The organism is Lederbergia sp. B243.17, assembly GCF_057657925.1.
Genome location: NZ_JBWBKF010000071.1, coordinates 11,660 through 24,900, shown reverse-complemented (window position 1 = coordinate 24,900; position 13,241 = coordinate 11,660). Strand labels below are relative to the sequence as shown.

The following is a 13,241-nucleotide window of genomic DNA, read 5'->3' as shown; positions in this document are numbered from 1 at the left end:
ATCTTGAGACAATCGGGGCAGGGTTATTCAATACGTGGTGAAATAAAAGATCTTCTGCAAAAAGTAAACAACCTGCTGGAGCGGTGTCAGGACACTTTGATACTCACTGAAATTCAGCGTGAATTCGCCGTCTTCATTTTTCCACTGCCGGGCTAAATATCGATCAAGCTCCTCCGCAAACTTTGAGTTCGCTGGTGCCTTCACGTACAGATCCGTCTCCAGATTAAAGTCGTCCATATTCCTTGAAGTAAAATTAGTCGATCCGCCGATTGCTGAAACCCCTCCGTTTTTTTTCTTTATATATAGAAGCTTCGGATGATATTGTTCCTCACCGGTATTGTACCAGCGAATTTTAATCCCGTTTTTGGTTTTTTCTGCGAGTTCACGGGCAACTGGGCGGTTAGGCAGACCTCCCTTTTTGGATCCAAACGCATTCTCATTCGGGTCCAGAATTATTCGGATCTTGGCTCCTCTTTTTTCAGCATTTAAAATGGCGTCGACTGTTTTCCGTTCTGCCAGATAAAACATCGCCAGCCAAATCTCATCTCCTGCTCCCGAGCTGTTGATTTCATTCAGCGCTTCTTTCAGCACCTTCCCCTCCGTCACAATCTTTGCCCGCAACTCTCCCTTTAATTTTTGCGTGCCTTCATAGCGGGGAAGCTCGCCTCCGTTTGCAAGCATTGCCGCAGCCCGTTCTGATTCAAGCAGATCTTCCGCGATAGGACCGCGTACGTAAAAGCCGATATTCGAATGGTCTGCACTTGCGTCATGAGGATTAGCCGAAAGCACCATTGCTCCGTTTTCAGTCGTCACTGTTTTCCGATGATTGGCCTTGATGTTCAACAGCTTCAAATAAGAGCGAGCCGTCATGTCAGGGGCTTCGTTCGCCATCATATTCGGGATTCTCCCTCTTCCCTCTGTGCCAAACCATTGAAAGAACAGCCGCCAGCCCGCGGAATACAAAGGATTGGAATCGCGCAGAGGCTCGACGTCCGTGATCAGCACGTCAATTCCGGCTTTTTGGAGCGCTTCAAATTGCCAGTTTCGGTGGGATCCGTACGAAGTATTGATTTCGTCCGTGATCAGCGTAATGTCGACTTCAGGATTTTTCCTTTTTTTCTCAAGCAACTTTTCCGTCAGACTTTTACTTAGCGGAGGAAAACTCTGCCCCTTGTCGTAGTAATCGTTATAAAGAAAAAAGTCCAGTACTATAAAATCCTCAGCTTCATCAATCATTCTGAAAACTTCTTTGAAAAGATTCTGTTCTTTCACAGTCCTGCCATTTTTCTTATAGGTCAAATCATACAAGAAGGTGAGATCTTCGTCCGAAACCTGATGCCACCTTCCTTCATAGGAAACCCCTTCAGGCAGAGGTTTCTTTTCCTGATAAATGATTACGCTGAAATAAAGGACAATAAATAGCAGGAGCGCTGCTTTGATCCAAAACCGCTTTTCTCGCTTTATCTTCATCTGCTGACCTCCATATTCGCTTCCTGGCTTGGTATATTCCCTTTTTTGTGTATAAAAAAACAGGGAGTCCCCATCTGGAGACTTCCTGTTTCACCCAAGTCTATCAATCTTCAAATGTCACAATCATATCGATATGCGGAATCCCATCTTCATCGTATACTCCAGATATCGCTGAAAATCCAAATGATTCATAAAAGGATCGCAAATGATTCTGGGCTTGGATTCTTACCTCTTTTTCCTTCCATTGTTCGCGCATGAAATCCAATGCTTTGCGAATCATTTCCTGTGCAAGTCCTCGACCGCGGTAATCGCGTTTTACTAGAATCCGTCCAAGGGCCGCTTGCTCATATGTTGCACCTTGCGGCAAAATCCGCAAATAGGCGGCCAGCTCTCCATTTTCTTTGCCGGTAAAATGCAGTGCCTGGAAATCATGCCCGTCAATCTCCGGATAAGGACATGTCTGTTCGACAACAAAGACATTTACACGCTCTTGCAAAACTTCATATAACTCCTCATTTGTCATCTCATTGAACGCTTTCATTTGCCAATCCATCATAGTCCTCCCTGTATTTTTCTGTAAACAATACTATAGCCTCCGAAAAATAAACAGCAATTTGTTTTATTTTTCATTCGAAAGGGTACGTTATAAGCAAAGAGGACAAGGAGGATTAATATGCTCTGGACAATTATCGGTATCTTACTCGTACTATGGTTAATTGGATTTCTTACCAAGTTTGCTGGCGGCCTGATCCACATTCTGCTCGTCATCGCCGGCATCATCTTCGTTATCCAGCTGTTTACAGGAAGAAAACATGTTTAGCCTCTCGCAGAGCCGAGAGGTTTTTTTTATGCATTATTTCCGAATACTTATTCGAAAAATAGTCATACATAAAATAGAGTTATTGCATTCTAAAAAGAAAACGGTTACATTAATAGCGCAAACTCTGGATATTTTATAGTATTCAGACAGATCGTTATCTGTTTTTTTAAAAAAGATATTGTAATCGTAATGAGTTTGTAATACTATACTTATGAGAAACCCTCTTGCCTGAAAATTTTAATATATTGATATAGTTCTAATGCATTCAATATTGTTTTTCTGATAATAATTTTCAGAAAAATCAAGCATCACGGGTGGAACTGACGAGAAGATATTAAGGAAGGTGAATAGTTTGTCTCCACTGCTCGAAGTGAAAAATCTGAAAACACATTTTTTTAATAGAAAAAAGGTTGTCCCGGCAGTAGACGGCGTTGATATAACGATCAATAAAGGGGAAACCGTTGCACTAGTCGGCGAATCCGGCTCTGGCAAAAGTATTACCTCCCTTTCCATCATGAGACTCATCCCTAGCCCTCCCGGCAAAATTGTCGACGGGGAAATTTTATTTAATGGGAATGATTTAACAAAGTTGACGGAAGATGAGATGTGCAAAGTACGCGGCAATGATATCTCGATGATTTTCCAGGAGCCGATGACTTCCCTGAATCCTGTCTTGACAATCGGCGAGCAGATTACGGAAGTGTTGATGTACCATAAAAAAATGACAAAAAAAGAAGCAACGAGAAAAGCAGTTGACCTGCTAAAGCTGGTAGGCTTCTCGAGAGCAGAAGAAATTATTCATGATTTTCCGCACCGTCTATCCGGCGGTATGAGGCAGCGGGTCATGATCGCAATGGCAATGAGCTGTGATCCAAAGCTTCTGATTGCCGATGAGCCGACAACAGCACTGGACGTGACGATCCAAGCACAGATTCTCGACCTGATGAAGGATCTGAGCACAAAATTTGAGACATCCATTCTTATCATCACTCATGATTTGGGGGTTGTATCTGACATTGCGGATCGGGTGCTCGTCATGTACTGCGGCCAGGTTGTTGAATCCGCCCCCGTGGAAGAATTGTTCATGGAGCCGCTCCATCCCTATTCTGTCGGCCTGATGGAATCCATTCCATCTGTTGACGACGATGCGGAAAGACTGATTCCGATTGAGGGAAATGTTCCTTCTCCGGAAAATTTCCCGAAAGGCTGCCGATTTGCCCCTCGCTGCCCTCATGCATTCGACCGCTGCCTCCAAGAAGTGCCAAGTTTGATGGCAATCGATGATCAGCGTTCTGTACGCTGTTTCTTATACGATAAAGAGGAGGCAAAAGCATGATCACAACTGAAGAGAAAACAATTGCCGGATCTAATAATAATTCAGAATATTTATTGGAAGTAAACAATTTAAAAAAATATTTTCCGATCAAAGCAGGTGTCTTCCAGCGTACAGTCGGTCACGTAAAAGCCGTTGACGGTATCTCTCTGTTCGTAAAAAAAGGCGAAACGCTCGGCATCGTAGGAGAATCCGGGTGCGGCAAATCTACAGCCGGCAGAACGCTGATCAGGTTGTATGACCCGACGGAAGGGAGCATCATTTTCAACGGTCAAGACATCTCACATATGCGTGAAAGTGAATTAAGCAAATCCGTGAGAAAAAACATTCAGATGATTTTCCAAGACCCATATGCGTCTATGAACCCACGAAAAACCCTGAAATCGATTCTGACCGAGCCGATGATCACGCACAAAATGTACAACCGCAGAGACCGCGAGGAAAAGACGGCAGAGATTCTAGAAAGAGTTGGATTCAATCCTTCCTTCATCAATCGGTATCCACATGAATTTTCCGGCGGTCAGCGTCAGCGGATCGGAATCGCACGTGCACTCGCCCTCAACCCTGATCTGATCATTGCCGATGAAGCCGTTTCTGCTCTGGACGTTTCCATCCAGGCGCAAATCATCAACCTGATGGAAGATCTGCAAGAGGAATTCGGCTTAACGTATATTTTCATCTCTCATGACCTGAGTGTTGTCCGCCATATAAGCGACCGGGTCGGTGTCATGTACCTTGGTAAAATGATGGAATTAGCGAAGAAGAATGATCTATATGAGGAGCCGCTTCATCCGTATACACAGGCTCTTTTGTCCGCTGTCCCTGTCCCGAGGAAAAAGGGCGTCCAAAGACGCGAAAGAATTGTGTTGAAAGGCGAACTGCCAAGCCCGGCCAATCCGCCAACGGGTTGTGTATTCCATACTCGCTGCCCTGCAGCAATGGATATCTGCCGGAAACAAGTACCGGTATTCCAAGAAGTCAAACCTGAACATTTTGTAGCATGCCACCTTTACCAGCAACAATAAGAGCTGCCACTTGAAAGGGGTGATTCATAGGAGCCTAACTTGTAAGCTAGCCAGTCAAAAAATAATTACGGGGGGAAAAAAATGAAAAAACCAGCATGGCTACTGTTGAGCTTAATGCTCGCATTATCAATGATTTTGGCTGCCTGCGGCGGAAACAAAGCCGGCAACGATGACAACTCTAAGGAATCTGGCAATGACAAACCGAAAGAGGAAGAGGCTTCAGGGGAACCGGTTGACGGAGGAGACCTCGTAATTGGTTCCACGGGCAATCCGACTATGTTCAATGGTCTTTATTCAAGTGATGCAACCAGCTCTGATATCGAAGGCTTAATCTATGACAGCCTGGTCGGATCTGACCTTGAGTTCAATCCTACTACTGACAATGCAATGGCTGAAAGCGTAGAAGAATCCGAAGATGGACTGACATATACAGTCAAACTCCGCGACGGAATCAAATTCCATGACGGCGAGCAGTTGACAGCTGATGATGTTGTATTCACGTACAATATTCCTTTGAGCGATGAGTATGATGGACCACGTAAATCCTACTTTGAAAGCTTGCAGAGCGTTGAAAAGGTCGATGACCTGACAATCAAATTCACTCTGAAACAAGTTGACGTGCAGTTCCCTACAGTCGGATTGAGCTTCGGCATTCTGCCTGAGCACATCCTTGGCGAAGTTCCGATTGCTGATCTCGGCGAGAATGAATTCAACACAAAGAAGCCGATCGGTTCTGGTCCATTCAAATTCGAAGAGTGGAAAGACGGCCAACATGTTAAAGTTGTTGCTTTCGATGACTACTACCAAGGCCGCCCGCATCTTGATTCTGTAACAATGAAAATTGTTCCTGATGCAAATGCGATCCTGACACAGCTTCAAAACCGCGACATCGATTTCTATGCAGGCATTCCTGGATCAGACATCGAAACAGTGCGTGATTTCGTAGATGCAGCAGAATTGAAAATTGAAGAAGGTTTGGCACTTTCCTACTCTTTCCTTGGCTACAACTTGCGTAATGATTTGTTCAAGGACAAAGAAGTTCGCCAGGCGATCACTCATGCTATCGACCGTGATTCAATCGTTGAGAACATCATGGAAGGAAACGGAGAAGTTGCAGACGTTCCTGAAAGTCCATTGAGCTGGGCTTACAATCCTGACGTTCCTAAGTTCGAATACGATCCGGAAAAAGCAAAGAAAATGCTTGAAGAAGCAGGCTGGAAGCCAGGTTCTGACGGTATTCTTGAAAAAGACGGCAAGAAGTTCTCATTTGAAGTAAAAACAAACCAAGGTAACAAAATCCGTGAAGACATCGCGGTTCTGATCCAAGAGCAATTGAAAGAAGTCGGCATCGAAGCGAAGCCGCAAATCGTTGAGTTCAGCTCGTTGATCGCTGACATCGACCCAGGCGTTTGGAACTTTGACGCAATCGTATTGGGCTGGAGCCTTGCAACTGACCCAGATCCAAGCGGTATCTTCCACACGAAAGAAATCGAAGCAGGTCTCAACTTTGCAGGCTACTCTAACCCAGAGCTTGACAAATTGATGGATCAGCAGCTTCAAGAGCGCGACAAAGAAAAGCGTAAGGAGCAAATCGGTAAAATCCAGCAAGGTCTTGCTGAAGACCAGCCTTACACATTCCTTTACTATCCAACAGAATTCCGTGCTATGCCGGCAGAACTTAAAGGTTATGAATTCCACGCGAAAAATGCGCTTTACGGCATCAACAAATGGTGGCTTGACAAAGAATAATTTATAGCTGGAATGCAGAAAAGGGGAAATGGATACCCGTTTCCCCTTTTTCTATTGAGTATTTTTAACTTTGAAAGCTCATGCGGCTGAGGCGGCATATTCAGATATACGAAATCGGAAGGAGAAACAGGCAATGATCTCATACATTATTCGGCGGTTGCTAATGGCCATTCCACTCCTGCTCGGAATTACCATCATATCATTTGCCATCATTCAATTTGCCCCTGGAGATCCGACAAGCTTATTAATGGATCCTTCGATGAAACCCGAAGACAAACTCAAATTCAGAGAAAAATACGGGCTTGACGACCCTGTTCCCGTTCAATACGTAAGATGGCTCGGTCATATGGTACAAGGAGACTTCGGTGACTCAATTATCCGCCGCGGCGTACCGGTCAGCGAAATGATTCTGAACCGTTTGCCAAATACGTTATTATTGATGGTCGTCTCCACCTTGATCGCCATTTTGATTGCCGTCCCTTTGGGGATCATATCGGCGATGCGACCCTATACGAAACTAGATTATTCAGTTACTGTTTTTTCATTCCTCGGCGTGTCCATCCCGAACTTCTGGCTCGCTTTAATGATGATTATGTTCTTTGGTGTCCAGCTCGGATGGTTCCCTACCGGAGGGGTCTCAACCCTAAATGCCGACTTTAGTATTTGGGACAGGCTCCATCACTTGATCATGCCGGCATTTGTCCTGGCTACAGCGGACATGGCTGCCCTGACAAGGTATACACGCTCCAGTATGCTCGACGTATTGCACCAGGATTATATCCGGACTGCAAAATCAAAGGGCTTCAAAGAAGGAAAAATCGTTCTAAAGCATGGCCTGCGGAATGGTTTGATTCCGATCATTACGATTTTTGGCCTAATGCTCCCTTCATTCATTGGCGGAGCTGCCATTACAGAACAAGTATTCAGCTGGCCGGGAATCGGCAGATTGTTTATTGAGTCCGCGTTTACGCGTGACTATCCGGTTATCATGGCCTTGACGGTCATTTCTGCAGTTTTTGTTGTCATAGGAAATTTATTGGCGGATATTCTTTATGCAGTCTTCGATCCGCGCATCGAGTATTAAGGGGGGTTAAGGATGGCAAACTTAAATACAGAACCATCAGCAAATGAGCTTGAATTAAATCCCAATTTAATGGACAAGCCTGATACATTAACAAAAATTTTCATCCGCAAATTTACGAAAAACAAGCTTGCCGTGTTCGGCGCAGTCGTATTGTTCATTATTATTGTACTCTGTGCGCTTGCTCCCTTAATTGCTCCTCATGACTATGCAAAAACGAGCATGGCCAATAAACTGGCAGCACCCGGAAGTGAATTTTGGCTCGGAACCGACCGTTTCGGCCGTGACATCTTGACCCGCCTCCTTTATGGCGGACGGATTTCTCTACTCGTCGGGTTCGCCTCTGTGGCCGGGGCACTCGTAATTGGTATTACTGTCGGAGCACTTGCTGGTTATTATGGAGGAATCATCGATGGAATTTTGATGCGTTTCGTTGATATCATCATTTCCATTCCAAGTTTATTCCTTTTGATTACTGTTGTAACTATCTTCCAACCAAGCGTCAAAACACTGATTCTCATTTTTGCACTGACGTCCTGGACCGGAACAGCCAGGCTTGTGCGGGGAGAGTTCCTGTCCCTCCGTTCGAGGGAGTTTGTATTGGCATCCCGGACAATCGGCACGCGGCCATCGAAAATCATTTTCAGCCATATTTTGCCGAACGCCTTGGGTCCGATCATCGTAGCAGCGACCCTTTTAGTAGGATCCGTTATCCTATCCGAGGCCAGTCTCAGCTACCTGGGATTGGGTATTAACCCTCCTACACCGAGCTGGGGCAATATGCTTCAGGACTCACAAAGCATTACGGTTATGAAAAGGGCCCCTTGGTACCCAATCTTTCCAGGCCTGATGATTTTGATTACCGTACTTTGCTTCAACTTTGTCGGTGACGGCCTGCGCGATGCCCTTGATCCGAAAAATGACTAATATTAAAAAACCAGTTGAGCACGCTCAACTGGTTTTTTTCATTCTGGACTTTTCGCACCGAAAAACAGCGCTAAGCATAGACCAAGGATAAAGGTGGCGATACTAGCAACCAGTGAGGGCACACTCATATTCAAGCCCGGATAAACAAGGAAAAGCGAACCAATGATCAATCCAAGAATCGCTGCATAGGTAACGTGCGGAAAACTGCTTAGCAAAAAGCGGATTGCCTTACTGCTTATGATAAATCCAACAACGACGCCTGCCCCTATCACAGCAATGATCGGGAGATTCAGTGTTGACAGTGCGTTTATAGCAGTAGAATAAACACCGATCATCAGCAAAATAAACGAACCGCTAATTCCCGGCAGCAGCATCGCCATACTCGCCAGCCAGCCGGATAGGAACAATCCAAGCGCTGACATGAAATGAAGTTCCGAGATGGGTGCCGGATCTCTATCAATCTGCATAAATGCCATTGAACCTACAGCCGCTGCTGCCAGTAGCATGACCACCAGATGTCCAACTGAAAAGTTCGTCTTCACATCTGCCAATCGGATAATAAAAGGAATGACCCCTATTATCAGGCCGATAAAGAAAAATTGTGTAGGCTGATAATGTTCTTTCAGCAAATAATCCATCACCCTGCTGAGCAGCAGCAGAGCAGACCCCATTCCGATCGCCAACGGAATGAGAAAGCCGATATGCTTTTTCCACTCCTTGCTAAAGAAACCACTGATTGATTCAAGCAGGCGATCATAAATTCCAAGAACAACAGCGATCGTCCCGCCGCTCACACCGGGAATCAGGTCGCTGATTCCCATCAGCAGCCCTCGGTAAAGATTTTTCCACTCCATACAATAATATCTCCTTTTGTTCTAATCATTCTAAGTCCATTATACATGGATAACCTAGAAAAACTCTTTCTTTCAAAGACAGGAATAAAAAAACCGGGAGCTTTACGCTTCCCAGCTTAATGTAAGCATATCCGCTGCCTGGCCTTCACTGATATCCTTGATTAGCGCCAATTCACTGACCAATATCTTCTTCGCCTCATTCAGCATCTGCTTTTCACTTGAATTAAGGGGCTTTTCTCTTTCACGATGCAACAGATCACGCAACACTTCAGCTCCATCACGAAACTGGCCCGTCTTCATCTTCTCGGTATTTTTTCTATACCTTTCCTTCCAGGGCAAATTACAATTTGAATCCACATTTTGGAAGTTGTACAAAATTTCCTTAATCGTCTCTCTGTCGACGAGCAACCTAATTCCGGAATCCTTAAGTTTCCCCATTGGAATCATCACATCCAAATTGCTGGCTGGTATTTCAATCATGCAATATTCCTGGGTCTTTCCGAGAACCTCTTTCTCTTCAATGCCCGTGATTTCACCTGCACCATGCATCGGGTAAAAAATCTTATCGCCAATTCCAAACAAATAGGCCACCCCCACATTTACTTGTATCTCTATTGTATCACACTGAAATTTAATAGCAAATTTATTATGATACCATGAATTATTGTATTCAGTCAATACCTTTTTAACGAGAATTTCAAATGAATTATTGTCGCTTTAACGCATGAAAGTAACGAGTACATATTGCATCATTTAATGGTAAGATGTGGATGGAAGGTGTGATGAGCGTGAAAAGAAAATCCATATTTGTTGAGACGTTGATTGAGGGAAGACTCGATGAGGTTTGGAAGTTCACCCAACAGCCTGATTTGCATGAGCAGTGGGATTTGCGGTTTAGTTCGATTTCCAGTACTCCTGAAGCGCAGCCGGGCAAGCAAGCTTTCATTTACGAAACAAAGATTGGATTCGGCATGAAGGTAAGCGGCTGGGGAAGGCATGGGGGTTCAGCCGATGGGAGTGATGGTTCCAAAACCTCCAGCTTGCAATTCGGCACCGATCAATCCAGCTCACTGATCAAAAGTGGCAGCGGATATTGGAAATATATCCCCCAAGATAAGCATGTCCAGTTTTTTACACAATATGATTACAAAACGAATTTCGGACGCCTTGGCGCTCTATTTGACCTTATTGTCTTCCGCCCTCTCATCGGCTGGGCCACTGCCCTCAGCTTTGATGTGCTAAAGAGATGGATTGAGAAAAAGGAGACCCCTTCTTCTCAATACTTGCGCTTTTTTTGCAGTTGGTTGATCGCCCTTATTTTTTTATTCATCTGGACCTATCATGGCCTCGTTCCGAAGCTGTTGTTTGCCGACCCGGAGGAATTGTGGATGCTGCAATATTTTCTGCCCGTGCAGGAGCGGACAGCATACTGGCTGACAGCGGGTATCGGGTTTGCTGAGCTTGTGTTTGGCATCGTCATGTTCTTATCCCGAAGGAAAAGGAATTTCTATCTATTGCAGATGATTGCCTTCCCTTTTCTATCGATTTCGGCGCTGATCGCTTTGCCGAAATACTTGGCTCATCCTTTCAGCCCGATAACTTTTCATGCCGCATTGATTACACTATCGATCGTTGGTTTTCTCGTCAGCAAAGATGTGCCAACCGCGAGAAACTGCCGCAGGAGGAGAAGGTAAACTTGTCAATTTATGAATACGTACTGGGTGACGATTTCAAGCGCCTGCATCCCATGCTCCAGCATCGTTACGCTTTTACAGACAACCGGCCTGCATCGGCGCATGGAACGATGAATTACATAAGAGGAGTCCCGCTGATCGCTGCTCCATTCAGCCGGCTCTACAAGGGGAAAAAACTGCTATTTTCCGAGCGGGGGCATGATGTACCTTTTACCATTATAAATACGCCTGCTAAAGGCAAAAACCAAGAGCAGCAAGTACACTGGGAAAGGATTTTTTACTTTCCGGAAGGACCAAGATACTTTAATGCACTGATGAGCTTGGATTCGCGTCGGAGTGTAATTCAAGACTATCTCGGCGAACCGGCTTTGCTCTATTCCGATCTGCATCTCTCTGTAGCAGAGAATGGCGGTTTGGCTATACGCTCATCTGGCCAGAAACTTATCCTCGGAAAGACGAGCATACCGCTGCCGCGCCTCCTGCAGGCAGATGCTGCTGTATTGGAGAATTACGATGACTCCATCAGTAAGTATTGCATTGACGTCCATGTCGCCAATCCGTTAATCGGAACATTGTTCCTATATAAGGGGGTATTTGCTCTTGATTAACAACAGCAGGTATCTGATTTTGCATCTTTTTATTTTTTTAGCCGCTGCCGCACTCAGCGGCTTTGCCTGGCCTTATCTTTTGCTGACATTTGCCCAGCTCGTTCTCTTACCGCTCATACTTAAAATCATCGTAAGGGAAAGGAAATGGTTTTCAAGGGTTTACCCCTATATAGCCATCCCCGTCTATCTAGCCGTATCCATGCTTCCGCTCATCGAGGAGCCTGCAATGAAGACAGTTCTTGCAGGTGTATACTTTGCTTTTACCATCTGTATTGGACTCTACGGGATCTGGCGATTTCTTCATACCGGCTTTACGGCAATCGAAGAATTTTCGATTACTATTGGACTCATTTTCCTGATTATGGGCGGAGGGTGGTTTCTCGCCTATACCGCAGAGTGGAATACAGGCTATCCGCCGCTTATTACCTGGCTGACAGCCATCCATTTTCATTATTCCGCCTGCCTTCTGCCTGTTTACACAGGATTACTCGGAAGGATCCGAAAACCTGGAGGGTACACAGCAGTGAGTCTTGTCCTCATCCTGTCACCCCTCCTTGTCGCTGCGGGGATAGCCGTTTCACAATGGCTGGAAGTCCTGTCGGTCATTCTTTATAGTATCGGTATCTATGGACTGATCGTTTTAGCGTTCAAAGTCCGATTTGCCAGCAGAGCTCAAGCCTTTTGCATCCGGACCTCTTTTGCAGGGCTCGCCATTACGATTGTCCTGTCGCTCTTCTTTGCATTTCGGTCTGTTTCAATCAATGCCATGCTGATCTTTCACGGAGCAGCAAATGCTGTCATCTTCGGACTGCTCGGTGTTATCGGCTGGGGATTGCAACCTCCTCTTCCTTCTCCGGCCAAAGAGTTTCCTGTCAGCAAAATCCGCGGGAAGAGAAAAATCGGCCGGCAGCTGCTCAGCCAAATACAAGATTTCCACAGTCAAAAAACAGTGTATGGCCTTGTGGAAGATATGTCAGCATATGAACCGGCAATCGATACAAAAACTCTTTCTCCTTCCATTATCCACTTCTATGAAAACACGATTGATTATCATTTGTTTGCCCGGGTAAAATGGGCACCTTGGTTTATTCCCTCGGCTGCAGTTTACCGGGTTTTCAGCAGATGGACCGAACAGATCAACTTGCCTTTGTCTCAGAAACCGGTCGAAATGAAAGGCGGTCTCTATCCGGTTCAGAGCGGTATGGATGGACGAAGGGACGTGCGCGCTTGGGTTCGGGATATATATGGCGAGACGGCATTCCTTGCGCTCTATTCCTTGCATACTGCCGACCAGACATACATGAACATAGCCCTTCCCCTCCCCTGGTCGACGATGACAGGCATTCTGGCATTGGAACAATGCGGACATTCCTTAAAGCTTACGAGTTCAAGCTCAGGCAGAACATCGCCAAGCACGCAGGCTGGCATCTATGTAAGCTTTTCCCGCTTTACCATGAAGCTCCCGATTGAGGAATGCTTCATCGTTCAAGAAAAGGATCCTGATACATTGACTGCCATTCACCAGATGTGGATTTTTCAAATTCCCTTTTTAAAAATTGAATATGAGATTTACCGTATTCGCTAAGCAGGTTGTTTTTTATGATCTGCAATTCGCCGCTCAATTTTTGCAAGTGACCGTCAAATACATGCGGGTCACTGAAAATTGGCGGCTTTTTCTTT

General features: G+C 45.4%; 13 protein-coding genes. 9 read left to right on the top strand and 4 right to left on the bottom strand.

Annotation, left to right across the window (positions count from 1 at the left end; all coding sequences use genetic code 11):
• Positions 1-27 precede the first annotated feature (27 nt).
• Positions 28-1,470 (bottom strand): phospholipase D family protein, encoded by a 1,443-nt coding sequence (locus tag AC0TWI_RS12850; protein ID WP_488126738.1) that lies wholly within the window; start codon positions 1,468-1,470, stop codon positions 28-30.
• 103 nt (positions 1,471-1,573) lie between these two features.
• The gene (locus tag AC0TWI_RS12845) at positions 1,574-2,023 is read right to left on the bottom strand and encodes a GNAT family N-acetyltransferase (protein ID WP_488126737.1); all 450 of its coding nucleotides are present in this window, start codon (positions 2,021-2,023) and stop codon (positions 1,574-1,576) included.
• A 120-nt stretch (positions 2,024-2,143) separates the two neighbouring features.
• On the opposite strand from AC0TWI_RS12845, the gene AC0TWI_RS12840 reads away from it, so the two are divergent.
• From AC0TWI_RS12840 to opp4C, 6 genes are all read left to right on the top strand, one after another.
• On the top strand, positions 2,144-2,290 hold the full coding sequence (locus tag AC0TWI_RS12840; RefSeq protein ID WP_488126736.1) for a lmo0937 family membrane protein: 147 nt from the start codon (positions 2,144-2,146) through the stop codon (positions 2,288-2,290).
• A gap of 352 nt (positions 2,291-2,642) precedes the next feature.
• Complete coding sequence (locus AC0TWI_RS12835) at positions 2,643-3,626, top strand: ABC transporter ATP-binding protein (protein ID WP_488126735.1); 984 nt, start codon at positions 2,643-2,645, stop codon at positions 3,624-3,626.
• Positions 3,623-4,648 carry an ABC transporter ATP-binding protein gene (locus tag AC0TWI_RS12830; protein WP_488126734.1) on the top strand — a complete coding sequence of 342 codons (1,026 nt, stop codon included), beginning with the start codon at positions 3,623-3,625 and terminating at the stop codon, positions 4,646-4,648. Before AC0TWI_RS12835 ends, AC0TWI_RS12830 begins: the two co-directional genes overlap by 4 nt.
• 81 nt (positions 4,649-4,729) lie before the next feature.
• A complete protein-coding gene (locus AC0TWI_RS12825) occupies positions 4,730-6,397 on the top strand; it encodes a peptide-binding protein (RefSeq protein WP_488126733.1) in 1,668 nt (555 codons plus the stop codon).
• 133 nt (positions 6,398-6,530) lie between these two features.
• Complete coding sequence (locus tag AC0TWI_RS12820) at positions 6,531-7,481, top strand: ABC transporter permease (RefSeq protein WP_488126732.1); 951 nt, start codon at positions 6,531-6,533, stop codon at positions 7,479-7,481.
• A gap of 12 nt (positions 7,482-7,493) precedes the next feature.
• Positions 7,494-8,405: an oligopeptide ABC transporter permease gene (gene opp4C, locus AC0TWI_RS12815; RefSeq protein WP_488126731.1), complete on the top strand. Its 912-nt coding sequence runs from the start codon at positions 7,494-7,496 to the stop codon at positions 8,403-8,405.
• A 38-nt stretch (positions 8,406-8,443) separates the two neighbouring features.
• On the opposite strand, the gene AC0TWI_RS12810 is transcribed toward opp4C, so the two are convergent.
• Both AC0TWI_RS12810 and AC0TWI_RS12805 read right to left on the bottom strand, forming a co-directional pair.
• Entirely contained in the window at positions 8,444-9,259 is an 816-nt protein-coding gene (locus tag AC0TWI_RS12810) for a DUF368 domain-containing protein (RefSeq protein ID WP_488126730.1), read from the bottom strand.
• A gap of 102 nt (positions 9,260-9,361) precedes the next feature.
• Entirely contained in the window at positions 9,362-9,841 is a 480-nt protein-coding gene (locus tag AC0TWI_RS12805; protein WP_488126729.1) for a CarD family transcriptional regulator, read from the bottom strand.
• A gap of 200 nt (positions 9,842-10,041) precedes the next feature.
• Between AC0TWI_RS12805 and AC0TWI_RS12800 the strand changes: the two genes are divergently transcribed.
• Genes AC0TWI_RS12800 through AC0TWI_RS12790 form a run of 3 tightly spaced genes read left to right on the top strand, consistent with a single transcriptional unit; the run spans position 10,042 to position 13,146 of the window.
• Positions 10,042-10,953, top strand: coding sequence for a DoxX-like family protein (locus tag AC0TWI_RS12800; RefSeq protein ID WP_488126728.1), 912 nt, complete (start codon positions 10,042-10,044; stop codon positions 10,951-10,953).
• A gap of 2 nt (positions 10,954-10,955) precedes the next feature.
• Positions 10,956-11,561, top strand: a complete 606-nt coding sequence (locus tag AC0TWI_RS12795; protein ID WP_488126727.1) for a DUF4166 domain-containing protein — start codon at positions 10,956-10,958, stop codon at positions 11,559-11,561.
• Positions 11,554-13,146 carry a YndJ family protein gene (locus AC0TWI_RS12790; RefSeq protein ID WP_488126726.1) on the top strand — a complete coding sequence of 531 codons (1,593 nt, stop codon included), beginning with the start codon at positions 11,554-11,556 and terminating at the stop codon, positions 13,144-13,146. The genes AC0TWI_RS12795 and AC0TWI_RS12790 overlap by 8 nt, the downstream gene beginning before the upstream one ends.
• The last annotated feature ends 95 nt before the right edge of the window (positions 13,147-13,241 follow it).

Coding starts and splice junctions, on each gene's coding strand:
- AC0TWI_RS12850 (WP_488126738.1), bottom strand. CDS start 1,470: ATGAAGATAAAGCGAGAAAAGCGGTTTTGGATCAAAGCAGCGCTCCTG.
- AC0TWI_RS12845 (WP_488126737.1), bottom strand. CDS start 2,023: ATGGATTGGCAAATGAAAGCGTTCAATGAGATGACAAATGAGGAGTTA.
- AC0TWI_RS12840 (WP_488126736.1), top strand. CDS start 2,144: ATGCTCTGGACAATTATCGGTATCTTACTCGTACTATGGTTAATTGGA.
- AC0TWI_RS12830 (WP_488126734.1), top strand. CDS start 3,623: ATGATCACAACTGAAGAGAAAACAATTGCCGGATCTAATAATAATTCA.
- AC0TWI_RS12825 (WP_488126733.1), top strand. CDS start 4,730: ATGAAAAAACCAGCATGGCTACTGTTGAGCTTAATGCTCGCATTATCA.
- AC0TWI_RS12820 (WP_488126732.1), top strand. CDS start 6,531: ATGATCTCATACATTATTCGGCGGTTGCTAATGGCCATTCCACTCCTG.
- opp4C (WP_488126731.1), top strand. CDS start 7,494: ATGGCAAACTTAAATACAGAACCATCAGCAAATGAGCTTGAATTAAAT.
- AC0TWI_RS12810 (WP_488126730.1), bottom strand. CDS start 9,259: ATGGAGTGGAAAAATCTTTACCGAGGGCTGCTGATGGGAATCAGCGAC.
- AC0TWI_RS12800 (WP_488126728.1), top strand. CDS start 10,042: ATGAGCGTGAAAAGAAAATCCATATTTGTTGAGACGTTGATTGAGGGA.